26 protein-coding genes are annotated in these 26633 nt (G+C 44.7%); 4 read left to right on the top strand and 22 right to left on the bottom strand.

Annotated elements, in window-relative coordinates:
* Position 1 precedes the first annotated feature (1 nt).
* Positions 2-1450 (top strand): sensor histidine kinase, encoded by a 1449-nt coding sequence (locus tag ACI3E5_RS07460; protein ID WP_218212378.1) that lies wholly within the window; start codon positions 2-4, stop codon positions 1448-1450.
* Entirely contained in the window at positions 1428-2981 is a 1554-nt protein-coding gene (locus tag ACI3E5_RS07455) for a response regulator (protein ID WP_015508871.1), read from the top strand. The genes ACI3E5_RS07460 and ACI3E5_RS07455 overlap by 23 nt, the downstream gene beginning before the upstream one ends.
* A gap of 81 nt (positions 2982-3062) precedes the next feature.
* On the opposite strand, the gene ACI3E5_RS07450 is transcribed toward ACI3E5_RS07455, so the two are convergent.
* Together ACI3E5_RS07450 and ACI3E5_RS07445 are read right to left on the bottom strand one after the other, a co-directional pair.
* Positions 3063-5135, bottom strand: a complete 2073-nt coding sequence (locus ACI3E5_RS07450) for a DNA topoisomerase III (RefSeq protein ID WP_325907473.1) — start codon at positions 5133-5135, stop codon at positions 3063-3065.
* Entirely contained in the window at positions 5068-5445 is a 378-nt protein-coding gene (locus tag ACI3E5_RS07445; protein ID WP_005227251.1) for a DUF1033 family protein, read from the bottom strand. The genes ACI3E5_RS07450 and ACI3E5_RS07445 overlap by 68 nt, the downstream gene beginning before the upstream one ends.
* A 312-nt stretch (positions 5446-5757) precedes the next feature.
* On the opposite strand from ACI3E5_RS07445, the gene ACI3E5_RS07440 reads away from it, so the two are divergent.
* Entirely contained in the window at positions 5758-6618 is an 861-nt protein-coding gene (locus tag ACI3E5_RS07440) for an AAA family ATPase (protein ID WP_081118295.1), read from the top strand.
* On the opposite strand, the gene ACI3E5_RS07435 is transcribed toward ACI3E5_RS07440, so the two are convergent.
* Entirely contained in the window at positions 6613-6966 is a 354-nt protein-coding gene (locus tag ACI3E5_RS07435; RefSeq protein WP_498821278.1) for a hypothetical protein, read from the bottom strand. The genes ACI3E5_RS07440 and ACI3E5_RS07435 overlap by 6 nt on opposite strands.
* Before the next feature lie 197 nt (positions 6967-7163).
* Positions 7164-8282, bottom strand: a complete 1119-nt coding sequence (gene mnmA, locus ACI3E5_RS07430; protein ID WP_081118293.1) for a tRNA 2-thiouridine(34) synthase MnmA — start codon at positions 8280-8282, stop codon at positions 7164-7166.
* A 368-nt stretch (positions 8283-8650) separates the two neighbouring features.
* Here mnmA and ACI3E5_RS07425 point away from each other — a divergent pair, with 368 nt between their 5' ends.
* Positions 8651-9364: a C39 family peptidase gene (locus tag ACI3E5_RS07425; protein WP_081118292.1), complete on the top strand. Its 714-nt coding sequence runs from the start codon at positions 8651-8653 to the stop codon at positions 9362-9364.
* 86 nt (positions 9365-9450) lie between these two features.
* On the opposite strand, the gene ACI3E5_RS07420 is transcribed toward ACI3E5_RS07425, so the two are convergent.
* From ACI3E5_RS07420 to argD, 18 genes are all read right to left on the bottom strand, one after another.
* Positions 9451-9969, bottom strand: a complete 519-nt coding sequence (locus ACI3E5_RS07420) for an Asp23/Gls24 family envelope stress response protein (RefSeq protein WP_005232258.1) — start codon at positions 9967-9969, stop codon at positions 9451-9453.
* A 56-nt stretch (positions 9970-10025) separates the two neighbouring features.
* Entirely contained in the window at positions 10026-10220 is a 195-nt protein-coding gene (locus tag ACI3E5_RS07415; protein WP_005232259.1) for a DUF2273 domain-containing protein, read from the bottom strand.
* An 11-nt stretch (positions 10221-10231) separates the two neighbouring features.
* Complete coding sequence (amaP, locus tag ACI3E5_RS07410; RefSeq protein WP_081118291.1) at positions 10232-10795, bottom strand: alkaline shock response membrane anchor protein AmaP; 564 nt, start codon at positions 10793-10795, stop codon at positions 10232-10234.
* A 205-nt stretch (positions 10796-11000) separates the two neighbouring features.
* Positions 11001-11606: a metallophosphoesterase gene (locus tag ACI3E5_RS07405; protein WP_498821283.1), complete on the bottom strand. Its 606-nt coding sequence runs from the start codon at positions 11604-11606 to the stop codon at positions 11001-11003.
* 42 nt (positions 11607-11648) lie between these two features.
* Positions 11649-12494, bottom strand: a complete 846-nt coding sequence (locus ACI3E5_RS07400; protein ID WP_081118288.1) for an aldo/keto reductase — start codon at positions 12492-12494, stop codon at positions 11649-11651.
* 177 nt (positions 12495-12671) lie between these two features.
* A complete protein-coding gene (locus tag ACI3E5_RS07395) occupies positions 12672-13013 on the bottom strand; it encodes a DUF1831 domain-containing protein (RefSeq protein WP_005232263.1) in 342 nt (113 codons plus the stop codon).
* Positions 13014-13081: 68 nt separating this feature from the next.
* Complete coding sequence (locus tag ACI3E5_RS07390; protein ID WP_140965109.1) at positions 13082-14221, bottom strand: cysteine desulfurase family protein; 1140 nt, start codon at positions 14219-14221, stop codon at positions 13082-13084.
* 137 nt (positions 14222-14358) lie between these two features.
* The gene (gene manA / locus ACI3E5_RS07385) at positions 14359-15372 is read right to left on the bottom strand and encodes a mannose-6-phosphate isomerase, class I (RefSeq protein ID WP_498855861.1); all 1014 of its coding nucleotides are present in this window, start codon (positions 15370-15372) and stop codon (positions 14359-14361) included.
* A 45-nt stretch (positions 15373-15417) separates the two neighbouring features.
* Positions 15418-16434: a serine hydrolase domain-containing protein gene (locus tag ACI3E5_RS07380; protein ID WP_081118286.1), complete on the bottom strand. Its 1017-nt coding sequence runs from the start codon at positions 16432-16434 to the stop codon at positions 15418-15420.
* Between the two features lie 119 nt (positions 16435-16553).
* Complete coding sequence (locus ACI3E5_RS07375) at positions 16554-17255, bottom strand: YesL family protein (protein WP_081118285.1); 702 nt, start codon at positions 17253-17255, stop codon at positions 16554-16556.
* A 37-nt stretch (positions 17256-17292) separates the two neighbouring features.
* Positions 17293-18924, bottom strand: a complete 1632-nt coding sequence (locus ACI3E5_RS07370) for an extracellular solute-binding protein (protein WP_081118284.1) — start codon at positions 18922-18924, stop codon at positions 17293-17295.
* Between the two features lie 62 nt (positions 18925-18986).
* On the bottom strand, positions 18987-19880 hold the full coding sequence (locus ACI3E5_RS07365) for a carbohydrate ABC transporter permease (protein ID WP_081118283.1): 894 nt from the start codon (positions 19878-19880) through the stop codon (positions 18987-18989).
* A 22-nt stretch (positions 19881-19902) separates the two neighbouring features.
* Complete coding sequence (locus ACI3E5_RS07360; protein ID WP_081118282.1) at positions 19903-20817, bottom strand: ABC transporter permease; 915 nt, start codon at positions 20815-20817, stop codon at positions 19903-19905.
* A 410-nt stretch (positions 20818-21227) separates the two neighbouring features.
* Entirely contained in the window at positions 21228-22049 is an 822-nt protein-coding gene (locus ACI3E5_RS07355) for a VOC family protein (protein ID WP_498821289.1), read from the bottom strand.
* Positions 22050-22224: 175 nt separating this feature from the next.
* Positions 22225-22986 (bottom strand): acetylglutamate kinase, encoded by a 762-nt coding sequence (gene argB / locus ACI3E5_RS07350; protein ID WP_498821291.1) that lies wholly within the window; start codon positions 22984-22986, stop codon positions 22225-22227.
* 35 nt (positions 22987-23021) lie between these two features.
* Positions 23022-24212: a bifunctional glutamate N-acetyltransferase/amino-acid acetyltransferase ArgJ gene (argJ, locus tag ACI3E5_RS07345; protein ID WP_411415697.1), complete on the bottom strand. Its 1191-nt coding sequence runs from the start codon at positions 24210-24212 to the stop codon at positions 23022-23024.
* Positions 24213-24290: 78 nt separating this feature from the next.
* Positions 24291-25313, bottom strand: a complete 1023-nt coding sequence (gene argC / locus ACI3E5_RS07340) for an N-acetyl-gamma-glutamyl-phosphate reductase (protein ID WP_411415696.1) — start codon at positions 25311-25313, stop codon at positions 24291-24293.
* 146 nt (positions 25314-25459) lie between these two features.
* On the bottom strand, positions 25460-26605 hold the full coding sequence (gene argD / locus ACI3E5_RS07335) for an acetylornithine transaminase (protein WP_194194941.1): 1146 nt from the start codon (positions 26603-26605) through the stop codon (positions 25460-25462).
* Between the last annotated feature and the right edge of the window lie 28 nt (positions 26606-26633).

Below are 26633 nucleotides of genomic sequence, written 5' to 3'. Positions count from 1 at the left end.
GATGAAAACAAAAAGTATCAAGGGCATCTTCCAGCAGACCAACAAACTGATGATCCTCGTCGCCTTTATCCCCCTCGTAGTAAGCAGTGTCTTTTACTCGCGGCAGATTTTTATTTACCAAAACACCATCAACAATATTGAAGAAGCCAATCAATTATCGGAAAAAGTCGATGCCATTGTCTTGGAAGAAATGTGGGATTTAGTCTTTGGTCAAAAAACCGTCGCACAAGTCCAAGAAACCAATGTGATCGATGAACTAAGGAGCGATCTGCAGCACATTCAAGAAAACACCAGCACTGCCAAAGAGCTCAATATTTTAGCAGTCGCCTTTCGGACGCTCGATTCTTTAGAAACCTATCAGCAACAGTTGATCGATAATATTCTCAACGATGAACCGGTGGAACAAAACCAATACGTCATGATCCAAGTGGATTCGGTGATCGATTTGCTATCCGATATTTTGCAGCAGTTTGTCGGGGTAGAGATCAGCTTAGCCAGCCAAACCAATCACGAACTGGTCCAATCCGTGTTGCTGCTGATCCTTTTTCAGGTCGTGTTGCTTTTGATCATCTTTGCGATTATCAATAAAAACCGCCGCTTTGTTCGTGACAATCTGCAATATCCGCTGGATCGGTTGTTAGACCTTTCCAATGAACTATCCCAAGGACATTTGAGCTACCGAGCAGAACTGCCCGAAACCCCAGAGCTGCGGACTCTGACGAGTAGCTTGAATCGAATGGCAGATGACTTGACTCGGCTCTTGGAAGAAAATGCCTTGAAGCAGTATCACTTAGCCCAAAGTGAGGTGCGGGTCTTACAAGCCCAGATCACTCCACATTTCATCTATAATAGTTTAGATGCGATCGTTTCTTTGATTGAAGCTGCCCGTTACAAGCAAGCAACCGAAATGACTTATGCGCTGTCAGATTTTTTCCGCATTTCCTTAAGCAAAGGGCAAGACTGGATTCCGCTGGAAAAAGAATTGCGGCATGTGGACGATTACTTGAAGATTTTGCAGATCCGCTATGGCAGGATGCTGTCTTACACCATTGAAGATCAAACTGTCAGTCCAGAACTACAGGTCCTGAAAATGGTCCTGCAGCCCCTTGTTGAAAACGCCGTATATCATGGCACCAAATTTGTCCGTCGTGTCGGCATGATTCGAATCACAGTGTCAGAATTGCCTCACCAGATTCAAATGACCATCAGTGACAACGGTGTTGGGATCGACCCTGAGCGTTTGGAGGAGATTCGTCGTAACCTTAAAGAAACCACTGATCCCGCCTCTGAGAGCGGCTATGGCCTATATAACGTCTATCGCCGTCTCCAGCTGAACTACGGCAGCGAAGCGCAACTGACGATCCACAGTCAATACCAAGAAGGCACCACGATTAACGTCACAGTACCAAAAAGGGAGGAACCCAACCATGTACAAAGTGTTCATAGTTGAAGATGAACATCTGATTCGCGATAGTTTGCGCCACCAAATCATGACTCTTGCCAAACAATACCCGATCGTTTATAGCGATGAAGCCGCAGATGGCGAATTGGCGCTGGCTTCGATCCTTGATCTGCGTCCTGATATTATTATCAGTGATATCAAAATGCCGTTTATGGACGGCTTGGTCTTTGCGAAAGAAGCCAAGAAATTATTGCCGCAAGTTCGCATTATTTTCGTTAGCGGCTTTGATGATTTTGACTATGCAAAAACGGCACTGCAGCTGCAAGCAGACGATTACTTGCTCAAGCCCATCAAAAACGAAGAATTAGAACAAGCCATCAAAACCGTCGTTCAACATTTAGATGAACAACAAGCCACTCATCAACAATTATCCAAAGAAGACGATTTATTCGAAATGGAAATCAAAAAGAATCACTTTCTGAATCACCTCTTTAAACAAAAGATCACGATCTCAGAAGCCTTTTTGCAAGCAGAAGAACTGGGCCGGCGCTTTTCAGGCAAACAGTTTTGTGTGCTCTTAGCAAAAACCCCCTTCAATCAAAGCTTTTCTGACTACACTCGCTTTAGCCAGCAGCTGACCAAAGCCTATGAACAAGACGATGCCGTCTTGTTCTCCAGTGTTTCTAGCCGCTTCATCAAGTTTTTGCTTTTTGACCATGACCGAGAACAAGTTTTAGAAAAAGCCTATCAGATCGCTCAAAGCCTCGTTCATGGTTCTGGGGAAGAAGTAGCAGTGGCGATCGGACCGGTAGCAGATCGCTTCTCGGGCATCTCTCTTTCTTATCAGAAAGCTCGTGACATGCTAAAAACCTATGGCAGCATCCGCAAGGAAAAAATCATCAGTTATGAAGACGACATTCGCGAAGGGGAACTATCCCCCACCAATCCCTTCAAAACCGACCTTGCTTCACGGCTGGCAAATGCTGGGAAACAGACGATCCCTGAGCTGATCGCTGAATTGATGGCGCCTCAAGGAACCGTTGAGCGAACGCAAATGTACCGTTTGTTCGTCTTAGTCGAACTGCTAGCATTGTTGAAGAAAAAAGACAGTCATTCACTGCCCCAGATCGTTCAGCACGCCCATGACTTAGATTATCTAGCGGCATTGACCCATGAGCCAGAGAACTATCAAACGACTCTGGCAGAACTGTTGCCATTATTGACTAAACAACCCATCAATCCTGCAATGGCGAAATATCAAAGCGTCATCAATCAAGCCAAAGCCTTTATCAGTGAGCACTTTTCTGATCCCAATATTTCCTTAAATGTAGTTGCTGAAAAAGTTCATTTGAGTCCAGCACATTTTAGCACCATCTTCTCGCAAGCCACTGATTCTACGTTTATCGAATACTTGACCGAGCAACGGTTGACCTTAGCTAAGGAACTGCTGTTAACGACCAATCTGCGGCTATCTGAGATCGCCTTTGATGTTGGCTACAATGACCCAAATTATTTTTCCTTTTTGTTCAAAAAGAAAGAAAAAATCTCACCGAAAGAATACCGTCAAAAAAATGCCTAGATGAGTGAATGGATGGATGCAAAAAAAGAGTGAAGGACAGCAAAATCGTCCTCACTCTTTTTCATTTTCTACCTCATTCAGTTATTTCTTCTCCATCGCAGCTTTTAAAGCAGCTGCTAATGGGCTTTCTTGCGGTTCTTCTTGATTGATTTTGTTCATCAAGCGGCGTTCTTCGTGTTTCGACAGCTTTTTGCTGCGCTCTTTTTTATCCGCCATTTTTTCGGTGGTCCCATCGAATTTACAGCGGAAATAGGCGCCGTTTTTGCCTTCGATGATCTCCATCTTTCGGTGGCATTGCGGGCAGCGTCGGTTTGAAACTTTCGGGTCTTTCCGACGACGGTACTTGCAGGTGCCACTGGAGCAAACATAGATCTTGCCATCACGGGTATTCTTCTCCCGCAATGGTTCGCCGCATTCGGGACAACGTTTTTGGGTCAATGAGAAATCTTGGTACTTGCTTTCGCTTTGCTTGATTTCTTTGACCAGTTGTTTGGTGTCTGCTTCGATTTGTGCGAGGAAGGTTTGGGCAGAATAGGTGCCTTTCGCAATGGCTTCCAGTTCCTTCTCCCATTTTTCCGTCAATTCTGGTGTCACCAAGGATGGATTGACTAAGACTAACAGCTGCTTGCCTTTTGGCGATACTTGCAAGCCGCTTGGGGTCCGCTCCATCAGCTCAGATTTGATCAGCTTTTCAATGATCTCCGCACGGGTTGCCGGCGTACCAAGACTGTGTTTTTCCATTTTGCCTAAAAGAGTTCCTTCATTCAACGGTTTCGGTGGAGTGGTCAACTCTTTTTTGATGGTGAACTCAGGCTTGACGGTACTGCCTTTTTGCCAAGCCACATCACTGGTTTCTTCTTCAGAAGTCGTTTTCCATCCCGCTTCTAACACGGTATTGCGGTTGAATACAAAGGTTTCTGAACCAAAGGTCACGGTCACTTTCTGCTGCTGCTTTTTATGGGGTTTCGCAAAGAGCATCAAGAAACGACTAACGATCATTTGATAGATCCGTTGTTCATCGGTAGTTAATTTTTCATACCGTGCCCGCTGTTCCGTTGGCAATAAGGCATGGTGATCGGTAACTTTTTTATCATTGAAGACAGCTTGCTGCACCACTTGTCCACCATTTTTCAAGTATCCTTTGACTTCTGGGGCAAAATCCGCAACTGCCTGCAGGCGTTCCTTCATGGTTGCCTTCATATCATTGGTCAAATACTTGGAATCCGTCCTTGGATAAGTGACGATCTTGTGGGTTTCATACAAGCTTTGAACAAGCGACAAGGTCTTCTTGGCTGAAAACCCATAACGCTGATTGGCTTCTCGTTGGATCTCGGTCAAATCGTAGGGCAGTGGTGCACTTTCTGTTTTGACCTTTTCTTCGATCGCTGTCACGCGACCATTTTGTTGGCTCATTTGCTTGACCAATGCTTCGGCATCGCTACGTTCTTTTAGTTGATAGGGATTTTTTTGCTGCAGACGGGCCTTGGCATCGCCTACGTTTAGGGTAATTACATGATAGGTTTGCGGACGGAAACTTTCGATTTGCATTTCCTGACTGCGCACCAAAGCTAAGGTAGGGGTTTGGACCCGACCCGCACTAAGATTGTCTTGATATTTGACCGTCAATGCCCGCGTGACATTCAACCCTACCAGCCAGTCGGCTTTTGCCCGCGCAAGGGCGGAGTAGTAAAGATTGTCGTAGTGCTTGGCTGACTGCAATTTTGCAAAGCCTTCTTTGATGGCTTTAGGGGTTTGCGAAGAAATCCACAAACGTTTGACTGGTTTGTCAAAACGAACCCACTCCAAAATCCAGCGAGCAACTAGCTCCCCTTCTCTTCCCGCATCGGTAGCGATCACAACTTCCCCAACATCTTTTCTTTGAGCCAATTGTTTGATGGCTTTTAGTTGATGACCGGTTTTTGGCAACGGTTTGATCCCGATGGACTTCGGGATCATCGGTAATGTTTCCATCTGCCATGATGCCCAGTCTTTATTTAGATCTTCAGGCATTTTCAAGCCCAATAAATGACCAAGGGCCCAAGTAACGATCGCCTTGGGTCCTTCGTAATAATTTTTATGTTTTTGCTCACAGCCCAAAACTTTGCTGAGGTCTTTGGCAACGCTTGGCTTTTCCGCTAGAATTAGTTGTTTCATAAAAATCTTTCCTGCTTTCATCGACGACTTGCTGATATTCTTTAAGCAATGCCAGTCCAATATATTGTTGGAGGTAATCGTCGCATTCTTCGCACCAGCGTTCGTCTTCTTCATTCCAAAAAGCCGTCATAAAGTTTGATTTTGCATTTATGTACGAATACTCTTCTCTGATTTCTTGCCATTTTTGTTCATAAAATGACTGCGCCTCGCTGAAAGTTGCAAATGTGAACGCCTCTTGAATATCTGACTGCCATCCCTCAAAAAACCACCACGGTTCATTGTCCCCATACATGACTACTACTTGATACATTCCATTGCTCCTTTCACGATTCCTTCCTCATATTAGTCACTTTTACTTAAACTTGCAAGGAATAAGTTTCAGCATTTAAACATCGCTTAAAGAATTCATTAAACCTTCGTTTTTTTGTACGTTTTATCAGTTGCTTAAGATTACATCATTTCTATGCCCTTATAGTCTAGCACAGAAGTTTCCTGTTGTGAATATAACAGTAAAAGATTAAAAAAATAGCAAACAAGATTTATTTTAACCTCGCAAAAAAATTTTTATCTGTGATGGATATGCTACAATAATGGCAACCACGAAACTGCTAGGAGGTGCCCCATGTATCTCGAACAAATCACTTTTCCCGATCAAGAAACCGAGTTTGATTTTTTCCTTTCTATCCAACGGACTGTCTATGATTCTTACTACCCTTTTCAGATTCTCAGTGCCCGCCGTTTTCAACAGATCGATTTTGAACCAATCACGATTTTATATGGCGGCAATGGTTCTGGCAAAACCACTGCATTGAACGTGATTGCCGAAAAGATCCACGCGCAGCGCTTTGCTGCGTATAATCGGTCGAATTTTTTCGAGGACTATCTATCCTACTGTTCTGCTCGTAGCAACGACGAACCGCAAGAAAAAGTGCTTTTGACCAGCGATGACGTCTTTGACTTCATGCTGGGTATTCGAAACTTAAATCAAGGGATCGATCATCGCCGAGAAGAAGTGTTTCAAGAATACTACCAAGCAAAGTATGCGGACTTTCGTTTCACAGGTTTTGACGACTACCATGAATTGAAGAAAATCAATCTTGCACGATCCAACACACAGTCCAAATTCACCCGCAAGCACTTGATCGACAATGTCCGAGAATATTCCAATGGCGAAAGTGCCTTTCGCTTCTTTCAAGAAAAGATTCGTCCCAACAGCCTTTACTTATTAGATGAACCAGAAAATTCTCTTTCTGCTGAGCGTCAACTGGAACTGGTGCAGTTACTGGAAGATTTTGTTCGCTATGAACAGTGTCAGTTCATTATTGCTACCCATAGTCCTTTCGTTTTGTCTTTAAAGGAAGCCAAAATCTATGATTTGGATCAAACGCCCGTCGATGTTCGGAAGTGGACGCAGTTAGCTAGTGTCCAGCAGTATTACCGCTTTTTTCAAGCACACCAAGCCGAATTTGATGATCGATCATGAGCAAAGCAACCCAGTTTCCGTCAAAGATTTCTTTTGGTGGCTTTTTTCCGTCGCACTCACACAAAGACCAAAATCAAATTGATCAGCGCAATAAAGAAGGCGACACCCCCCCGCAATTTTGCCCCACTTGACTTCTGCTTGATTATACTGATCGGAATGCCCCGCAATCTGAGAGGACAAGAAGTAGAACTTTTTAAAAACAAGCAAATACCCGACTAAACCCAATAGTACGGCTAAGGCAAGATGGTTGATTTGACTTGAAATGACCTGAGTCTGATGAAGCATCACCACCCCTACGACACTAACGACAAGCCCCCATTTCATGAGATTGGCTTTGGTACGATTCATGATCCTCCCTCCTTCTTTTAAAAATGCCAATACATCAAAAACATTCATTTTCTGACTAAATTATAGCATATTTTGACTAAATTTTTGAAATAGAAAGCGTTCGCTCCAATCGGATTTTCGAATTGATTTATAAAAAGCCCTAGCTAAGTGCAACTGATTGGTTCAGTGTTCTTAGCTAGGGCTGATTGTGTTAGTGGTTAAACATATTGTAATTCTTTGGCTTCTTTGTAGGCTGCATCGATCAAACCGCCGCCCAAGCATTCCATGCCGTCATAAAAAACGACTGCTTGTCCAGGAGTGATGGCGCGTACTGGTTCGTCAAAAATCACTTCTGCCCGATCTCCCTCTAATAGACGCACCGTTACCGGTACATCTTGTTGACGGTAGCGGAATTTTGCTGTGCATGAAAATTCCGTTCCGCGATCTTGGTCTGTGGTAAAGTGGATTTGGCTTGCTTCCAAGCGATCTGCATACAATGCGGGGTGATGGAATCCTTGCCCCACATACAAAGTGTTGGTTGCTAAGTCTTTTCCAACTACAAACCATGGTTCTTGAGTGGCACCGCCGCCGCCAATGCCTAAGCCTTGACGTTGTCCGATGGTGTAGTACATCAAGCCATCGTGTTGTCCTTTGACTTCGCCATCTAATGTAACCATGTTGCCTTTTTTCGCTGGCAAGTAATTACTCAAAAATTGTTTGAAATTCTTTTCTCCGATAAAGCAAACACCAGTGGAATCTTTTTTCTTGGCTGTTGCTAGACCGGCCCGTTCAGCGATCGCTCGTACTTCTGATTTTTCCATACCGCCTAGTGGGAACATGGTTTTGCTCAATTGTTCTTGTGACAATTGGCTTAAGAAATACGTTTGATCTTTGTTGTTATCCACGCCTCGCAACATATGGGTCACGCCGTTCTCATCAACGGTCACTTGTGCATAATGGCCAGTGGCTACATAATCGGCACCAAGATCCATCGCATAATCCAAGAAGGCTTTGAACTTGATTTCCTTGTTACACATGACATCTGGATTAGGTGTCCGTCCGGCACGGTATTCTGCAAGGAAATATTCAAATACACGGTCCCAATATTCTTTTTCGAAATTCACTGAATAATAAGGAATCCCGATTTGCGCAGCCACTTTGGCTACGTCTTTGTAGTCTTCTGTTGCGGTACAAACACCGTTTTCATCGGTATCATCCCAATTTTTCATAAAGATCCCGACAACATCATACCCTTGTTCTTTCAGCAAAAGTGCTGTTACTGACGAGTCTACCCCGCCACTCATTCCAACCACCACACGGGTGTTTTCGTTAGACATGATTGTTTCACCATCATTTCAATTATAGATTCTGAAATCATCTACGATTTGAAGGTCGCAACTTTTCAGTAATTTGCATTATACAACAAAACACAAAAAACTTCACTGTTTACTGTCTTTTCTTAAAAATTCCTTTTTTAGAAAAGACATCTGGAGAGAAGTAACTGTTCGTTATTCCACCTACTCAGCCAAATAGAGGAAGTGCTGCTTTTGTGTCTGTCATCGACAGCTGTTCAAACAGCAACAACTTACTTTTCAAATGGTGGTTGTCATAAAATCGTATGAAATTCTTCAGGAAATGCAGAAATGCTCTTATTAGAAAAAGACTATACTTCTCTTAGATACTACTTTACGAGGAGGGGCATTTCATGCGATCGCACACAAGGACATCAAAAACTAGGAGAAACGATGGGAAGAAAAAGAAGAGCCTTGCACTGCTGCTTTTTCTCATCGGTGGTGTGTTTGTCATTCATTACGTGATTGATCAGGTCAGGGATGCTACGTTTGATCAGACAGCGCTTGTCTCAAAACAGTTCACTCGCCAAGCCAATCAAGCGATTCAACAAGCGATGGCAGACACGCAGCAAGTGCCGTTGATTGTACAAACCGATCAACGCTGGGGCAATAACCCGTATGGATATGGAGAAGAGCAAAATACGTTTGCGGCAAACGGGTGCGCTATTGCTTCTTTAGCCATGATCGATGCTTTTTGGACGGATCATCCGCCGAATCCTGACAAACTATTAAAGTGGGCTGGCGATCAATTTTATCTTCCCAAACAAGGAACCAGTTGGCAAATCTTTCCTCAATTTGCCGAAGCTTTTGGTTACCAATTTGCCGATTTAGGGGATTCATTTGAGGCTGCCTATGAGAAAATGACACAAGGCATCCCCGTTGTGGTCTCGGTTCAAGCAGGAACCTTTACGACATCCGGACATATCATGGTATTGGCTTTGAACAAAGAAGGAAATATCCAAGTATTCGATCCTAATGATTCCCCCGAAAAAGCCCATTATGAGAAAAGCTATCCTAACGATGTCTTTCAAGCAGAAGGAATCCATTATTGGAGCTTTTGGCTTTGATGTTCTGATCGGCTGAAGCTGCAAAAATACACCTTTTGTGGGACAAAAAAAGACTAGCCGAAGCTAGTCTTTTGCTGATCTTGCTATTATTGAACGCGTGGTTCGTTGTTTTCTTGAATACGCGTCGTTGTCCGGTTGAAGGCACCTTTGGCTTTACGTGTTTGTTTTGACGCAAAGTCGCCAGTTGTTTCTGCCGCACTGCTTACTTTGTCTTGAACTGTTTCAGAGTCTTTTTCGAATTGTTCACGTGTTTTGACATCTGCTACATTCACGTTTACTTCGATGACTTCTAAATTCGTCATTTTGTTGACTTGTGTTGAAACAACCTCTTTGATTTGGTCGTAGATCGTGGTCATGTCGCTGCCATATTCTGCAACGATATCAAGATCGACTGCCACTTGTTTTTTCCCAACTTCAACATTGATCCCTGAAGTCACATCATCGGTGTTGACTAATTTACCTGCAATATTTGAGAAGAAACCGCCATCGACTGTTAAGAGTCCGTCTACAGATTCTAATGCAATGCCTACGATTTTTTGAATCACTTTATCTTCGTAAGTTAATTCTCCTTTAACACCTGTTGTTGGTTTTGTTTGGTTTTCCATCGTACATTCCTCCTACTATAATCTTGATATAAATTAAACTAATAATGTTACCAAAGTTAACGGCGCGGTCTTTGAAATTGTTCAAAGAATCCGACTTCTTTGAGATAAAATCCCAGATACGTACCTAGTGCCGTAAATAGCACCAGCAGTATGGTTTTCAAAAAGCCGATCGTTAGAAACAGGATCGCTAGGATCAAACCGAAACCTGCAAAGATAAGCGGGATCTTATAGTGGTAGAACCATTCACTCATACCTGTTCCTCCTAAACTACACGCGGTTGGTCATGGGCTGCTGGCGTTTCTTGCGTATCTTTTAAAACAACTTCCGTTTGGATATTGCTTTCGATACCGAAAAGCTGCTGCAGACTGCTGCTGATCTCACCAACCAAAGCTTCTTGTTTTTGCGGGATGGCTGCTGTTTGTTTCATTTCTCCATCGATTTTTACCGCTACTTTATTCTTGACGATTTTGATTTTTACCGATGGCTGATGGATGAAATCTGCTTGTTTCACCCGCTCGAGCACAAAATGCTCTAAGGCCTTCTTCTGAATCACTAAATCGCCTGTCTTATGGGAAATGATCAAGCGGTCCGAACGTTTTGGATAAAACAAAACGACAAAGAGCGCGATCACGGTAAAAATGGCAAAGCCAACAGATAACCAAAAGAGCAGCATACTCATGGAAGATCCGACCCAAGGATATTCATCCAAAGGAATCAAGTAAACAGGCAATGAAGCCGCTTGCTGATTGGCGATGATCCCAAAATAAAAGACAAGTAAGAGTAAAAGTAATCCGATGATAAAAATCACTTTAGAAATCTTACGCATTGGCAACCTCCTTTACTGCTTTCTACTTAAAGCATACACATTTCTTAAATATCCATCAAATAATAACTCTTGGAATCGATTATTTTTTACATATAAAGTTTATTTTTATCAAAAAAATTTCCTTAATCAAAGCTTGCTGTCAAAGTCATCACAAAAAAAGCAAGCCACCCGAATCTGTTTGGATGCTTGCTTTTCTTGTTATCTGTTAACGAGCTAGCTTGGCAAGTTCTTGTTGTTTTGCATGATACAGCACCGCCAGTTCATTTTCGGAAACTGGTCGACCGAAGGGACGCGGCTGCGGCAGAAACGCCAATTCCGGCGCATCGACTCCTACGTTGAGATTCTCAGCAATTGGAACACTGTGATGATGGATATGCCCATGCAGATTGCGGCTGTTTTTGGTGATCCCCAGCAGCATAGGATAATGGGTCAGTATAAGTTGCTGATGAGCAAACTTCAGCAAGACACCAACATCTTCAAACGCATACTTTTGGGCTCCCAAACAACCAGGATCATGCTTGCGCAAGTACGCAAAGAAAGCCCGGGTATCATGATTGCCTTTGATAAAAACGATTTTGCCCTGCAGCTGTGCTAACAGTGCCGCAATTTCTGGAAAGCCCGCTTCGTAATCAGGGTGCATCGCGACATCCCCTAAATGATAAACGACATCTTTATCCGCAACCACCTCATTCCAGCTGGCGATCATCGTTTCATGCATTTGTGTCACTGTCTCAAAGGGGCGTGGGGCAAAGTCATTGTCCCCGAGCAAGGCTGCATGAAAATAGTGGGTATCAGACGTAAAAAATTTCATAGTCGCTCCTTACTTTACTGCTTTTTTCTGTGATTAGGGTCTTCAAATCATCGCTAACGGCTGCTTTTTCGTCGGTGCAGGAAAACGCGCATCGATTGCTGCCAATTCGCTTTTGGAAAAAATGATTTTGGCAGCTTCAATGTTCTGCAGCATATGCAGCGAGTCACTGGTTTGGGGGATCGCTAAGACGTGGGGTTGTCGAAGGGTCCATGCCAAAAGCAGCTGAAAGATCGTGCAGCCTTTGGCTTCTGCCAGCTCTTTCAAGACTTCATCATTTTTGAAGTGGTGCCCTAGCCGATCGCCTTGAGCAATGGGTGAGTAGGCAATCACCGGAATCTCAGCCTCTGCCTGCCAAGGCAAAAGATCGTATTCGATCCCCCGGGCACCTAAATTATAGAGTACTTGGTTGGCGGCACATTGATCGCCGTTTTCTAACCGCAACAGCTCCTCCATATCTGCCACGTCAAAATTAGAGACGCCCCATGCACGAATCTTTCCAGAGGCTTTGGCAGCTTCTAGTGCGTCAACTGTTTCTGCTAACGGCACATCTCCTCGCCAGTGCAGCAGATACAGATCAAGATAGTCGGTGCCTAAACGCGCTAAGCTGCGGTCTAAAGCTTTTGGCAATTCATCGGCGGAGGCATTCCAGGGATAAACTTTTGAAATCAAATAAAGATTCCCTCGGGTAAAGGGTTGGATCGCCTTGCCAACTAGCGTTTCTGCGTTTCCCTCGCCGTACATTTCTGCGGTATCGATGACAGCCGCTCCAGCTTTGATGCCCGCTTGCAACGCATCGATCTCGGCTTTTTCCTTGGCAGGGTCATCCCCCATATGCCAAGTCCCCATGCCGACGGCTAGCACTGATTGCTTGTTTAAGGTTCGTTTCATCTTGATTCCCTCTTTCTCGTCTTAACTCATCCTGTTCCTGCGAACACCTAGGGTTTGTTTTCTATAGTATAAAAAGAAACCGCCAAAGATACAAAAGAAGTGTATCAATCCCATGCCTGATTGGCGGAGTGACACACTTCTTGCCCTTTGAACGGTATAGCTGCTTTTGACAAAAGCTTACGCTTTGACAAACAACCCGCGGCTGATAAAACCATCCATTAAAAAGTAAAATTTTTCTTGCAGCATTTTGTGCTGTTCATCTTTGAAAATATTGACTGCTTTTAACCCATTGGCTGTCGTGATGGACATCTTGAAGGTTTGCAGATCTTTTGCAACAGTGATTTTTAATTTAAAGCCTTCTTTGCTTTGGGGTGTTGCTTCAAGGCCGCGAATCAATTGGAAGTTGCCGCCGTTCGTTTCTGTAAAGCCATTATCCCGCAACGTATATTTTTTTGCTTCAGGAGCAATGCGGTATTGGGTTGCTGCGCCTAAAACGGTTGCTGTTGTTTCAAATGCCATGTTCTTCACCTCTTTAACATCATTTCTTTCATTATAAATAGTTTTCAGCGAGATTGCTAGCTGTTCTCCTACTTTTTCGTTGCTAAGACAGTTTCTGCTAATAGCTGAGCAAATGCTTCGATTTCCGCCAATGTGTTGCCATAGCCAAAGCTGACTCTGACCGATTCCCGGATAGCTGGATGCTCTTTGCCCACCATCGCTTCGAGCACATGGGAGGGTTCTACATTGCCCGCCGTACAAGCGCTGCCCGTGGAGATGGCGGCCCCTTTTAAATCCAATTTCATCAGCAGCAAGTCACTGCTGACACCTGGGAAACGTAGATTCAAAATATGCGGCAATTTGTGTGCTGGATCGCCATTCAACTGAACATCGACGCCTTGTGCTGCTAAGGTATCCATCAGTACATCGGCAAACGTTTGATATTGTTCTGCCGCTGCTTGCTGCGCTTCGGGGGTATGCAAAGAAGCTGCTTTGGCCATTCCCATGATGGCTGCCAAGTTTTCCGTCCCTGCTCGCCGTTTTTCTTCTTGTTCGCCACCATGGAGTAGCGAAGGTAGCGACAAACCATCTCGTTTATACAAAAAGCCGATCCCTTTTGGTCCGTTGATTTTGTGAGCCGAAATGCTTAGGAGATCAATGCTATTTTCATTGATTTCAAGCGGGATTTTGCCATAAGCTTGCACGGCATCGGTATGAAAAACGGCGGGATGCTCCCGTAAAAGGGCGCCAATTTCTGCAATCGGCAACAAATTGCCCGTTTCATTGTTTGCCGTCATTATGGATACTAAAATCGTATCGGGACGTAAGGCAGCCTCAACTTCACTGACGGCCAATTGCCCCTTTTGATCTACGGGCAAATAGGTCACCTCAAAGCCTAAGCCTTCTAAATAGCGCATACTCTCAATGACCGCCGGATGTTCGATCTGGGTCGTAATGATATGTTTGCCTTGTGCTTGTTTGCTAAGGGCTGTACCGATGATCGCTGTATTATCACTTTCGGTACCTCCACTGTTAAAAATGATCTCATGTTCCTTGACCCCTAGCTGCTGAGCGATCGCTTGACGAGCCAATTCTAATTGAGTGTGGGCATCTCGACCATAATGATGAATGCTTGATGGATTGCCAAAAAATGTCTGCATCGTCTCACTCATCACTTTGATCACTTCTGGGTGCAGCGGTGTCGTTGCTGCATGATCTAAGTAAACCATTCTTTTCACCTATCCTTCATTACTGCCATTATAACAAATCTTCCTCAGACGTCTATCGTGAGTGTCCATACGAAAAAACCTGTCAGTCAAAAGCGGAAAAATCGCCAATGATGACAGGTAGCTGAACGCGTTCAGCCTTACGAAAAATCAGGAACGTGTGCTGTTTTGCTTGTGCGGCTCACGTCACTTACTGATCGTTTTTTTTTTCCAGGTTCAGAGGCAATGACAGTCAATTCACCAACCAATTCCCATTTCTTGATCGGATTTGGCAAAATGCAGCTAGTGCCCATTTTGAGTTCATAGGAATGACCGTCGATCATCAAATGCCCATACCCATCGATCACGGTCATCAAGGTATAATCGGCCTTTTGTGCCAACGATAATTTCCCACGTACTTCCCATTCATACACATTGAAAAATGGCGTTTCAAGATAGGTAACGACTGCTGATTGTCCTTGTTTGACTTCACGGATCGATAATTCTGGCGTCCGTGCAGGAATCGTCGTCACATCGATTGATTGTTGGATATGCAGCTCCCGTGTTTGTCCTTGATCATCAGTACGATCATAGTCGTACACCCGATAAGTCGTATCCGAGCTTTGTTGGGTTTCTAAGATCATGATCCCTTTCCCAATGGCATGGATCGTTCCACTTGGCACGTAGAAGAAATCGCCTTTTTTCACAGGGACTTTTGTTAACAAATCATCCCAACGACCCGCTTCGATCATTTCCGCAAGTTCTTCTTTGGTTTGTGCGTGGTGGCCATAAATGATTTCCGCACCTGGTTCGGCATCAATAATGTACCAGCATTCCGTTTTCCCTAATTCCCCTTCATGGGCTAGCCCATACGTGTCATCAGGATGGACCTGAACGGATAGATCATCTTCCGCATCTAGAATTTTAATTAATAATGGAAAGACTGGTTCGTCTGAATGTCCAAACAGTTCTTGATGGTCTTGCCAAAGATCCGCCAATGTTTTGCCTTTAAACGGACCATTTTCAATGACGCTCACCCCATGAGGATGCGCACTGATCGCCCAATCTTCACCGATTTTGTCACTCGGTAAATCAAAACCAAAAACAGAATGCAGGCGACTGCCGCCCCAAATTTTTTCTTGAAAAACAGGTTTCATAAACAATGGTTCCATAATTGTTCCCCTCTCTAGTTGTTCGTGCATATTATAGCATGAATCCGCTTATTCGGCAGATTCTTTTAAGTAACATTGCAGGATTTCGTCACGATGACCCAAGTAGCTTTCTCGATGATCCACTGGATGGACCCGATTCGATAAGAAAATAAACGCTTTTTTGTTAGGGATATCTACTGCGAGAAACGTGCCTGTATAGCCTGTATGAAATAATTGGTACGGCGCACCCAATAAGTCCCAGCCATAGGTGCGGGGCTTTGTGCTTTCAGGCGTCTGCCTCTGAGCCAGCGCCTGCATCACTTTTTCTGAGAAAAACGGCGCCCCTTGCTGCTGACCATTTGCCAGTAACAGTTGAACGAACAGCGTCAAATCATCCACGGTAGAAAACAACCCGGCGTTGCCGGCATGGTTTCCCAGCACTCGTGCTTTTGGGTCATGGGTGATTCCTCTAAGGATACTGCCGTCTGGCTGCTGCTGGGTAGGCACGATCAATGGCAGCTGTGAAGGAGGAAAAGGCGGAAAGCCGCTGTTCTTCATGCCTAAAGGCGTCAAGACTTCTTCTTGAAAAATCTTGGTCACTGGTTTTTGATACAGCTCCTCCAATAAAAAGCCCAGCAAAATCGTACCAGTATCCGTGTAGTTGACCGTTTGACCGATCGTATCACTGCTTTCAAGCTGCAAATACGCCTTACGCAAGGCAGCAGCACCCAACTGGTCTCGATGAGGAATCCACGTGTTGATGGCTGCCGTATGCGTCAGCAAGTGCTTGATCGTTACCCGATCGTCTTTAAACGCTGGCAACCAACGAGTAAGCGGTACCTCCATCTCGATTTCCCCTTGATCCCAAAGTCTTAGCAGGACGGTGGTTGTACAAATGACTTTCGTCAATGAGGCTAAATCAAACAAATGCTCTTTCGTCATAGGTTCGGTTTTCGGAAGAAGCGCTGCCTGCCCGAATACATGGGTCTCTTGGGTTTCCCCGGCGATAAAACGCAGCACCGCTCCCGGGAAAACGGTCGGCATTTTTTCTTGTATGAGCTGTACTGTTTCTGGGTACATTGTCATCGTTCCATACTCGCTCCTTTCAGGCTTGTCTTGCTTCTAACTTTAGCACTTTTCGCCAATGAAAAAAACTACCCATTAAGGATAGTTTTCAGATTTTTTTCTAATCAGTATTACATAGATTACTCATCGGCTGGTGCAGCTTTTGCTTGCGCCTTTTGAATAATTCTCAAATAACTGTAACAAGCACATTGGCTGCCTAGTCCTCCTACGATCAATCCAGCGAGTAAGGGATGGATCAAGACAAGCAGTAAAGCGAGTCCACTCAACATTCCTAGCAACATCAGCGTCTGGAACGGTGCCCAAAAGATGATGAAAAAGCTTTTGATCAACGCAGTCCGCAAGGGTGCCGCCAAATGCACACTGTCGCAGATAAAATACAGTAACCACAGGAGCAAGATGATACTTAAAAACAAATAGCCGACAGCCAATAAGGGCAGCTGAAAGGAATCGATTTGCCGAAAAGAGCCTAACAGCAGCAAAGCGAGACTACCGAAAAAGAGGCCTGCGGCAACACTGCGCCGATAATTTTCCTGATAGAGCCGCCAAAAGGTCCCTCCGATGGCCTGTCGTGGTTCTTGATAGTACAACCAGCGCCGCATGACGCCAAATAAAGCAAAGGTCGCTGGCAAAAGAATGCTAGGAAAACTAATGATCAAACCAATCAAAGAGAAAAGAAACTGACGAGGAGAGCTGGGGAAAATCAGCCCCAAAGCTAGCAATAGAACGGGCAGATTGAACAGCAACCAGTAGCCATTCACAAGCAACATACTAGCTATCGCTTGACTGGCACCATACCAACGATACCATCGTTCATTTCCCATCAGTCCGGCTCCTTTCTCTACTCAGCTGATTTGTCCTCTAGCGGGCTAAGTTTTGTAGATTTTGCTGCCATTTCGCTGTTTGATAATCCAGCAATTCTTGATAACCGGCTGCTTGCGCTTGTTCTTCTGCCTCAGCAAAGATCGCTCGCACTTCTTCATCGCTATCAGCAAAGATCGCTGAAGCATTGGCTTCTTCAAAAATATCATTGATCCGTTGCTGAATAATTCCTTCTGGTGAGTCTGGCATCGGGTTGATCGCCGCAAATTCTGTGTCATCTTTTTGCGTGTCCCAAGTAATGGCATGCTGCCATTTCGTTGCCCAGTTCATTTGATCTTCGGGAAGATTTAATTCAAATTTTGTTTTAGTATTGTCTAAAAAGGCGGAGTTGCCGTTCCATTGGAAACTTGATGTTGCTTGCTCGATTTCTGAAACGCCGGCAGCATCTTCTGCGTAGGCATCTGTGAACTTTGTATAACCTTCTTCATCGAAGCCATCCCAATACTGCCCTTCTGGTCCAAACATCAGGATCGACTGACCCAATGGCCCTGTTAACCAATCTAAGAAGGCAAAGACTTTTTCTGGGTCTTCTGCATTTCTAGTGATGACACTGACATTCCACCCTAGCATTTCATAGGAACCTGGGAAGATATTGTCAGGATCCAGTCCTGGTTTAGCAATTGGTTCGATATAGAAATACCCCGCATCCGGGTTTTGCTCTTGCAAGATGTAGTGGGCATCGCGGGCATGATTCGATGGACTGGCAGCAGCATAAACTGCTACACGACCGCTGGTTACTTTTTCTGCCACCATATCTGCATCTTGCGTTAAGGTATCTTGGGTCATTAAGCGCTCACGGTACAATCTTGACGCATATTCAATCGATTCTACGTAGTTTTCATTGGCAAAGATCGAGGTCAAAGCATCGCCTTGAGGGACAGCCCGAATGCGGATATCTGCTGGTGAACGCCCTTCCGCAAAGGCGGAGTACAAGACATTGATCCCTTGTCCGCTGACATCTGTTTCAAATGGAATGATATCAGGAAACTCTGTTTGAACTTCTTTCAAATACTCATAAAGATCATCGGTTGTTTTCAATTCTGGCGCTCCTAAAGCATCATGAATCTCTTTATTGACGACATAACCCGCATTGCCAAAAGGCTCAGAGCTATACCAGTTTGGAAATTGATAAAGCTTACCATCTTCTGAACGCAACATGTTGAGGATTTCTTCGCCGGCCCATTCTTTCAAGTTCGGGTATTTATCCAAGTAATCATCAAACGGTACTAAGGCCCCCGCTTCTCGCAACCGTTCCACATCTGACCCACGATCAAGCCAGATAAAATCAGGCAGATCATCACCGGCGATCATTGTACTTAGCCGCTGTGCTGCATTCCCGCCGCCGTCGATCGCCCGGATATCTACATTGGTCAGTTCTTTGATGGCAGCAGTTGCTGGATCATCTCCCCAACGATCCATCGTATACCAATCATAATTACCAAACATCGTGATTTCCAGCGGTTCACTACCAAGCTCAAATACTTCCGAGCTGTCACGTTCGCTCGGTGCCGCTGCATCACTTTCTCTTGTTCCGGACTCGTTGCCGCAAGCTGCCAGCAAAAGACTCATTGCAGTCACTGACAGTACTCCTTTTAATAGCCTTGCTTTCATTCTTTTATCCCCTTTCAACTCTTACTGCTCTCCCCTTCTATCAAAAGGGGCCACCTGCTATGCTAATCTTTCAATGAACCAATCAAAACACCTTTTACAAAATACTTTTGAACAAACGGATAAACCATTACGATCGGCAAAGTCGCCACCATCATGATTGCCATTGATAAGGATTTTCCGGTAACACCAGTCATATCTGCCAAACGAGCAGCTGAGCCAGAATCGATTTGACTCATTTGCGAACTCACCGTGTTCGAATTCAAGACTCGCTGCAAAAACGTCTGCAAGGGAATCAGATGATCCGAAGTGATGTAGATACTTGGCATAAACCAATCATTCCAGTGTCCAACTGCGGTAAACAGCGAGAGTGTGGCAATAACTGGACCTGATAGTGGCAAAATGATCCGGAAAAATGTCCCCCAATACCCGCAACCATCAATTTTCGCTGAATCTTCCAACCCTTTCGGCAGTTGCTGGAAAAACGTTCGGAAGATGATCATATTCCAAACACTGATCAATCCAGGAATGATCATTACCCAAAAAGAATCCATTAATCCTAGTGAACGTACCACTAAGAAGGTTGGGATCAAGCCGCCACTGAAGAACATCGTGAGGATGAAGAAGATCGTAATGTATTTCCGACCAATCAATTCTCTTTTTGACATCCCATAAGCCGCCATCGCTGTCAGCATGATTGATGAAAATGTCCCGATCACGGTCCGCAAGACACTGATGAAAAAGGCATTCATCAAGCGCTGGTCTTGAAAGACGATTTGATAGTTCTCCAACGTAAATTCTCTTGGCCAAAAAGTGATGCCGCCAGTTACCGTATCACGACCAGAATTAAAGGAAATCACCAGCGAATTCCAGAAAGGATAAAACGTTAGAAATGCAAGCGTTATCAAAAATACATAGATGAACACCATCATCGCTTGGTCGCCCCAATTTTTCCTCATTGCTCATTTCCTCCTCTGCTACTCACCATAGACTGTGACCGACTTTGCGTGCGAAAAAGTTTGCTCCGCTCAAAAGCGTGACACTAATGACTGCTTTGAACAAACCAACAGCTGTTGCATATGAATATTGAGAATTGCTGATCCCTACCCGATACACATAGGTATCAATGACATCCGCCACATTCCTAAGAGCTGGATTGCTCCCCAGTAAAAGCAAATCTTCAAAGCCCGCATTTAACAAGTTGCCGATTTCTAAGATCAAGAAGATCGTAATGATTGGAATGATCGAAGGCAACGTGATCAAAAAAACTTGCTGAAATTTTGTCGCACCATCTAAGGATGCTGCTTCATACAACTGCGGATCGATCCCAGCAATGGCTGCCATATAGACGATCGAGCCAAAGCCAATCGATTTCCAAAGATTTGTCGTAACGATGATCGTCCAGAAATAACGGGGGATCGATAAAAAGTTGATTGGTTCATCGATCAGGTTTAAACTCTCCAAAGCAATATTTAAGCTACCGTTATCCATCGATAAAATCGACATCGTAAACCCTGCCACGATCACCCATGATAAAAAGTGTGGGAGATAAGTAATCGTCTGCACCACACGCTTGAAGGCAACATTCTTGACTTCGTTAAGCATCAATGCCAGCAAAATCGGTGCCGGGAAACAAATGACGATCTTTAACACACTGATCATAATGGTATTGCGTAAGATTTCCCAAAAGCGTGGTTCACTAAAAAAGCGACGAAAATTGTCAAAACCGATCCAAGGGCTTCCTGCCATTCCCTCAAAAATATTGTACTGTTGAAACGCCATCAAAATCCCGTACATTGGGATATAACTAAAGATACCTACCAGTAAGATCGCCGGCAGCACCATAAGCTGAAGATCCCATTGAGCAAAATACCGCTGTATCCCCTTTTTTTTCATCACATCTACTCCTTGTCTTCCCGTTACTGCTCACCACCAAAAGAAACCGCATACATTAAAACAACAAACAACCTCTGCGTCCAGAGTCCATCGAATCTCGATTCTTTTTTATTATAAATTAAGAATAACCACAATTCAATATAATGTTTTCTTTTTTTGAATCATAATGGCTATTATATTAAGTTTTAAAATAAGACACCCAATCATTAAATAACAAAACAATAAAATCGAAACAGATTGGACCTGCTCTGCTAATACAGATAAACTACCGTTTTTTCAATGATTGGTCTTCAAACCGATGTAACAGGTTTTTGCACTCTTTCGTGCGAAATAAAAACAAAAGTTTCTTTTTTTGACAAAAAAAAGAAAAAGCAGAGAATCGCCCTCTCTGCTTTTTCTTTCATAACCTATTATTTTTTAACGATAAACCACCATTCGATACCGATCGCATCGTAGGTCGTCAACAACTTCCTTTTTTTGTCGATGAAAAACGCTTGGTTCTTCTCAGACAAGTGCTTTTCCAATGTATCGATATCTTCTTGACTGATGGAGATTTTCAAGAAGTCTAAGCCAAGCACCTCATGGGTCGGCAAATCGATCGTACCACCTTGTGCTTCAGTCAAGCCGACTTGGAAGTCACCATCATTGAGGATAAATTCCTTCGTTTCGGCTTCTTTTGTTTTCAAGCCTAAGCTTTCTTCTAAGAAAAGCTGCTCTTTGGCTAGATCACTGACGTTTAAATACAGCTTGCCAAAATGAGCTTCTTTTGATAAGCCAGCCGCTTTTGCAGGTGCCGCTTTGATCAATTCTGCTTCGTCTTTTGGTACCGCAGTTCCTGCGGGTGCTGTAAATAAGACTTCAATTTTGTTCCCTTCTGGATCAGCTATAATAAAGCCTAATTGATTCGCTTCATAACGAGCTTCTTCGAAAGCAATCGCTTTTTGTTGGGCATTGCTCGCGATAGTTGCCGCTTCTTCTAGCGAGGATACAGCTAAGACGATGCGCTGCATTTTTTTGATCTCGCCGAAGTGATCGTTGGCACGCGGGCTTTCTTCCAACCATAAAACTTCTCTATCTAATCCTTTTAGACCAAAGATGGCCAATTCATTTTCTTCTCTTTTCAACTCAAAACCAAGTACATCCCGATAAAAGGCAATCGCTTGATCGCGGTCTTTTACCCGGATTGCAACAGTCAGCAACTTCGTACTGCTCCCCAATAAGAAATCTGTCATTGTTTCTCCCCCTACTTACATATGTACTCATTGTACTGATAAAACGAAATTCTAGCAAATGAAATCCCTACCTATTTTATTCTTTTTTTAGAGAAAATAAGAAGAAAAGCACAGAAAAGTCAGAATTTTGCATTTTTATGAGTAGAGAAGAGGCATTTGGGTGTTGCTAATGGCTTCAGCTACAGACAGCTGCGGCTGGACTTGCCGCGAGGATCTGGGTTCCTAAACGATCGATTCGATCGGTGATACAAACGGCAGCTACCCCTGCTTTCAAGGCTTTCTGCGCACTTTTTAGTTTTGGCAGCATGCCGCCTGTGACTACTTCTTCGGTGATCAAACGGGGGATCTCTTCAAAAGAAACAGCCGATAACCACTTGCTTTCTTGTTTGATGCCAGGAACATCCGTCAACAAATACAGTTTTTCGGCTTGCAAGCTGGCAGCAACCTGACACGCTACTTCATCGGCATTGATGTTCAGCCATTGACCCTCTGGGGTAATTCCTAGTGGGGCCAAAATCGGAACATGTTTTTTCTCTGTCAAGAGCTGCAGGAAAGCAGCGTTGATTTGTTGAACCTTCCCCACATGTCCTAATTTTTCTTCATCAATGACTTCTCCTTGAATCAGTTGATCACAGCCGGCATTCAGTCCTACGGCATGGAACCCAGCTTGCTGGAAAGCGGTCGTGATCAGCGGTTGAACTTGTCCCAGAAGGACCATTCTAGTTACTTCAAGCGTCTGGGGATCGGTCACCCGCAGGCCGTCTTTGATCGTGACTGTCAACGCCATTTTCTCCATCATTTCTGAGATGTAGTGACCGCCGCCATGGACGATGACCACTTTTTTGCCCGCAGCTTGCCAATCTGCTATAGTCTCAAAGAATGACGGGGTTAAATTGTCTGAGGCGACACCGCCGATTTTTACTACGATCGTTTCCATCTACTCGCTCCTTTTTGTCTAGTACCTGATTTGTATTAGGTGTGGTATAGTGCGTTGATTTTCACATAATCATACGTCAGATCACAGCCCCAAGCGGTGCCAACGCCTGCCCCTTCTTTCAGCTCGACAGCGACTTTGACCTCATTTTCCGCCAACTGTTCTTGCATGATGGTTTCGTCAAAAGCTACCGGTGTCCCTTGGACAAAGACGGGAATGTCGGCTAATGCGATCGATACCGTTGCTGGATCGATGGGTTGCCCACTATAACCCACTGCACATAAGATACGCCCCCAGTTTGGGTCTTTGCCAAAGAGGGCTGTTTTGACCAGCGGCGAACCGACGATGGTTTTGCTGATCATCCGGGCTGCTTCATCCGTCACCGCTCCACTCGTGTGAGCTTCGATCAATTTGCTGGCGCCTTCTCCATCCTTCGCAATTGCTTTGGCTAGTGCGGTCAGAACTGCTTTGAGCATCCCTTTAAACTCCTGATAAGCTGGCGTATCGGCTTCGATCGTTGGATTTTTGGCTAACCCGTTGGCTAAAACTATCACCATATCATTGGTGGATGTATCGCCATCGACCGTGATTTGATTGAAGGTAACGTCGGTCAATTCTTTCAGCAGTGCTTGCAAGAGTGCTGGAGCGATCGCCGCATCCGTCGTAACAAAGGCCAGCATCGTAGCCATATTGGGATGGATCATACCAGACCCTTTGGCACAGCCCGCAACAGTCACCGTTTTGTCAGCGATCGTTGATTGGATGACACTGCTTTTTTCAGTCAGATCCGTCGTCAAAATCGCTCTTTGAAATCGGTGGGCATCCCCTTGCCTGTTTAGTTGCTGAATCCCTGCAGTGATTTTTTCCATCGGTAAGCTCTTACCAATGATCCCGGTGGAGGCTACCGCAAAGGCTTCGGGACTCGTATGTAGCTGGGCTGCTGCCAATTCTGCCATCTCTTGTGCATCTTTTAAACCTTGCTCCCCGGTACAAGCATTGGCATTGCCCGCATTGACGATCACGCCCTGCAAGTTGCCTGCTTGCATTTTTTCCTTTGTAACGAGAATGGGTGCCGCTTGTACTTGATTGGTGGTAAAGACTGCCGCAGCACTGGCTGGCACTTCAGAGACGATCCAACCAAGATCGACTTTCTCTTTCTTCAGACCGCAATGCAGACCGTCGGCAAAAAAACCTTTGGGGGTTGCGATCGTTCCTTCGATTTCTTTCATTTTCTTTCCTCCTACTGCCACCTTTTTGCGGATTGTCCACTGGCTGACACGAGGATCCTCACGTGTCTGTTGGCTATTTTATGGGTATAACGGAGCTTGCATAAGACCGGTCGTTTCTGGTATCCCTGCCCATCGATTGAAGTTTTGGATCGCTTGGCCAGCAGCCCCTTTGCCTAAATTATCGATCACTGCGACAACGGTCAACACTTGGGTCAGCGGATTGAAACTTATGCCAATGTCACAAAAATTCGTTCCCGTCACTTGCCGCAGCTCGGGCAGCTTTCCTAACGGTTGCACTCGGACAAACGGATGGTCTTGATACGTTTTTACGTACTGCTCATAGATGTCCTCTTGCGAAATCGCGTCTTTGATAGGCGCATAAAGCGTCATAAAGATCCCTCTTTTGACAGGCAGTAAGCTGGTAGAAAATTGGATCGGCGGCATTGCCTGATCCCATTGCTGAAACTGCTGCATGATCTCAGGAATATGCTGATGCTGATTTGGCTTATACATCGTCATGTTATCCGCAGCGGTTGCAAAGTGACTGCTGTCGGTCAATTTCTTACCAGCACCCGACAAGCCCGACTTGCCATCAAAAATCAACGTACCGCTGAATAGTTTTTGCTGAACCAACGGCGCAGCCGCTAAAATGGCAGCAGTCGCATAACAGCCTGGATTGGCGATCAAATTGCCAGGAGTCGTTGCAAACTCAGGCAGCGAATAGGTCGCTTGTACCAACAACTCGGTAGGTGCAGCTTCTTGGTGATACCATTTTTGATAGCTATCCCGATCCTTCAATCGCAGATCACCAGAAAGGTCAATCACTGGAAAGTCATTTGCGACAAAAGTCGCTGCGAGTTCTTTGCTGATTCCAGCAGGAGTCGCAAAAAACACGAGTTGATTTTCCTTTTGGATTTTTTCTGCATCAAAAGGTTCGATCAGCTGCTCTGTCAGTCCAATTAAATGAGGATACAAAACTGATGAATTTTCATGCATAGAATGACTATGCAAGGTGCCCACCTCCAATTGGGGATGCTGCTGGATCAAACGAATCAATTCAATTCCGGTATACCCTGTTACACCAACGATTGCTGCCTTCAAACACGTCACTCCTCAAAAGAATTTACTTAAGATTATAAGAAACTCCCATCGCTCTGTCAATGATTATTTATAAAACTATTCAAAATAAATTCGCTGTTATTCGGTTTTTATAAGAAAAAATGTCCAAAAAATCTATTTTTATACAATTATGCTAAGATCGCTTGTAAAATCGCCAATGCTGCTTTCGTTTCCTCTTGCGAGATCGTTAAGGGTGGGAGCAAGCGCAAAACCTTGGTACCCGCCTTTAATGCGAGGAGGCCTTGGTTCCGCAATTGGGTCAACACGGATTGCAAGCTTTCCGAATCGGCTAATTCGATACCGATCATCAGTCCTTTCCCACGTATCGCCTGCACCTTAGATAGTCCTTGCAATCCGTCGAAAAACTGCTGCTGACGCAATTGAACATTGACTTGAATGTCCTCTTCTTGCAACACACTACAAACGGCACTAGCAGCGGCCATCGCTAATTTATTGCCACCAAAGGTCGAACCGTGACTACCGGGTCCAAAAGCCGTTTGCAAGTGGCTTTTGCCTAGCATCGCTCCGACAGGGATCCCGTTACCAAGCCCTTTTGCTACGGTAAAAAGATCAGGTTCAATGCCATATCCTTCAAAAGCAAACAGTGTTCCTGTCCGTCCCATCCCGGTTTGGATCTCATCCACCACTAGCAGTGCTCCCTGCTCCTGACAAAGGGCTGCCACCGCTTGGACCCATGCCACCTCAGCAGGGATCACGCCGCCTTCGCCTTGGATCAATTCTAAAAACACGGCTGCCGTCTGTTCATCTAAAACGGCTTGCAATGCCTCAAGATCATTAAACGGTACATAAACCATCTCTGGTACTAACGGTCCAAACCCATCATGGATACTGCTTTGCCCAGTCAAAGACATCGCGCCAAAAGTCCGACCATGGAAAGATTGTTCAAAACTAATAACCTTACTACGTCCCGTCGCTTTGCGAGCCAGCTTTAAAGCAGCTTCGTTCGCCTCAGCGCCGCTATTACAAAAATAAGCCAGATACGGCTCGTCTGATGCGTTCTTTTGATTTTGGGTCAGCTTTTGGGCAACTTCTTCTTGCAGCTGGCTATCATACAAATTCGGCACATGCCAAATCTGCTCTGCTTGTGCCATCAAAGCAGCTTGCACTTTGGGATGTCCATAACCAAGATTGACGACCCCGATACCGCTTGTTAAATCTAAATATTGGTTACCTTGCGAATCTACGACATAGCTGCCGCTGCCTTGCTGGATATCGATGGGCAAACGGCTGTAATTAGGAAAAAGATGACTCATTGGTTTCACTCCTTCTCTTGGTTTATTC

Source organism: Candidatus Enterococcus avicola (genome assembly GCF_047470845.1).
Classification (GTDB): Bacteria; Bacillota; Bacilli; order Lactobacillales; family Enterococcaceae; genus Enterococcus_D; species Enterococcus_D casseliflavus.
This window is presented reverse-complemented; position numbering and strand designations above follow the sequence as displayed.

Excerpts from the sequence above, each read along its gene's own strand:
- ACI3E5_RS07365 (WP_081118283.1), bottom strand. The coding sequence starts at position 19,880 with ATGAGGAAAAATTGGGGCGACCAAGCGATGATGGTGTTCATCTATGTA.
- amaP (WP_081118291.1), bottom strand. The coding sequence starts at position 10,795 with ATGCGTAAGATTTCTAAAGTGATTTTTATCATCGGATTACTTTTACTC.
- ACI3E5_RS07440 (WP_081118295.1), top strand. The coding sequence starts at position 5,758 with ATGTATCTCGAACAAATCACTTTTCCCGATCAAGAAACCGAGTTTGAT.
- ACI3E5_RS07400 (WP_081118288.1), bottom strand. The coding sequence starts at position 12,494 with ATGAAACGAACCTTAAACAAGCAATCAGTGCTAGCCGTCGGCATGGGG.
- ACI3E5_RS07445 (WP_005227251.1), bottom strand. The coding sequence starts at position 5,445 with ATGTATCAAGTAGTAGTCATGTATGGGGACAATGAACCGTGGTGGTTT.
- ACI3E5_RS07375 (WP_081118285.1), bottom strand. The coding sequence starts at position 17,255 with ATGGGAAATGAACGATGGTATCGTTGGTATGGTGCCAGTCAAGCGATA.
- ACI3E5_RS07455 (WP_015508871.1), top strand. The coding sequence starts at position 1,428 with ATGTACAAAGTGTTCATAGTTGAAGATGAACATCTGATTCGCGATAGT.
- ACI3E5_RS07355 (WP_498821289.1), bottom strand. The coding sequence starts at position 22,049 with ATGACAGATTTCTTATTGGGGAGCAGTACGAAGTTGCTGACTGTTGCA.
- ACI3E5_RS07415 (WP_005232259.1), bottom strand. The coding sequence starts at position 10,220 with ATGAGTGAATGGTTCTACCACTATAAGATCCCGCTTATCTTTGCAGGT.
- argB (WP_498821291.1), bottom strand. The coding sequence starts at position 22,986 with ATGGAAACGATCGTAGTAAAAATCGGCGGTGTCGCCTCAGACAATTTA.
- argD (WP_194194941.1), bottom strand. The coding sequence starts at position 26,605 with ATGAGTCATCTTTTTCCTAATTACAGCCGTTTGCCCATCGATATCCAG.
- ACI3E5_RS07360 (WP_081118282.1), bottom strand. The coding sequence starts at position 20,817 with ATGAAAAAAAAGGGGATACAGCGGTATTTTGCTCAATGGGATCTTCAG.
- ACI3E5_RS07450 (WP_325907473.1), bottom strand. The coding sequence starts at position 5,135 with ATGAAACAACTAATTCTAGCGGAAAAGCCAAGCGTTGCCAAAGACCTC.
- ACI3E5_RS07420 (WP_005232258.1), bottom strand. The coding sequence starts at position 9,969 with ATGGAAAACCAAACAAAACCAACAACAGGTGTTAAAGGAGAATTAACT.
- ACI3E5_RS07460 (WP_218212378.1), top strand. The coding sequence starts at position 2 with ATGAAAACAAAAAGTATCAAGGGCATCTTCCAGCAGACCAACAAACTG.
- ACI3E5_RS07380 (WP_081118286.1), bottom strand. The coding sequence starts at position 16,434 with ATGACAATGTACCCAGAAACAGTACAGCTCATACAAGAAAAAATGCCG.
- mnmA (WP_081118293.1), bottom strand. The coding sequence starts at position 8,282 with ATGTCTAACGAAAACACCCGTGTGGTGGTTGGAATGAGTGGCGGGGTA.
- ACI3E5_RS07425 (WP_081118292.1), top strand. The coding sequence starts at position 8,651 with ATGCGATCGCACACAAGGACATCAAAAACTAGGAGAAACGATGGGAAG.
- ACI3E5_RS07390 (WP_140965109.1), bottom strand. The coding sequence starts at position 14,221 with ATGGTTTACTTAGATCATGCAGCAACGACACCGCTGCACCCAGAAGTG.
- argJ (WP_411415697.1), bottom strand. The coding sequence starts at position 24,212 with ATGAAAGAAATCGAAGGAACGATCGCAACCCCCAAAGGTTTTTTTGCC.
- ACI3E5_RS07395 (WP_005232263.1), bottom strand. The coding sequence starts at position 13,013 with ATGGCATTTGAAACAACAGCAACCGTTTTAGGCGCAGCAACCCAATAC.
- ACI3E5_RS07435 (WP_498821278.1), bottom strand. The coding sequence starts at position 6,966 with ATGAATCGTACCAAAGCCAATCTCATGAAATGGGGGCTTGTCGTTAGT.
- ACI3E5_RS07405 (WP_498821283.1), bottom strand. The coding sequence starts at position 11,606 with ATGAAATTTTTTACGTCTGATACCCACTATTTTCATGCAGCCTTGCTC.
- ACI3E5_RS07370 (WP_081118284.1), bottom strand. The coding sequence starts at position 18,924 with ATGAAAGCAAGGCTATTAAAAGGAGTACTGTCAGTGACTGCAATGAGT.